The organism is Vibrio marinisediminis, assembly GCF_014050145.1.
Taxonomy (GTDB): Bacteria; Pseudomonadota; Gammaproteobacteria; order Enterobacterales; family Vibrionaceae; genus Vibrio; species Vibrio marinisediminis.
This window is the reverse complement of sequence record NZ_JACFYF010000357.1, coordinates 1-234: the sequence shown is the minus strand read 5'-3', so window position 1 is coordinate 234 and position 234 is coordinate 1. Positions and strand designations below refer to the sequence as shown.

1 protein-coding gene is annotated in these 234 nt (G+C 70.9%); it reads right to left on the bottom strand.

What is annotated here, in order from left to right; translation table 11 throughout:
* On the bottom strand, nucleotides 1-234 hold a 234-nt coding region (locus H2O73_RS24335; RefSeq protein ID WP_182110843.1), incomplete at both ends, for a TrkA C-terminal domain-containing protein.

The following is a 234-nucleotide window of genomic DNA, read 5'->3' as shown; positions in this document are numbered from 1 at the left end:
GTCCGCCAGCGGCAGCACCCCGAGCCAGTCGAGAACCTCGTCCTTCGCCTCGCTGGGCACCAGCAGCAGCAGGATATCCCCCGGTGCCACTTCGGTCTTGCGCACCTGCCGCGAAATCCGCGTGCCCTGCCGCGCAATCCCCATCAGCACGGTCCGTCGCCGCCAGGCCAGGCCGATGGCCTCGGCACTGCGCCCCACGATCCGGGCGGTATCGGGCACCACGGCCTCGACGAA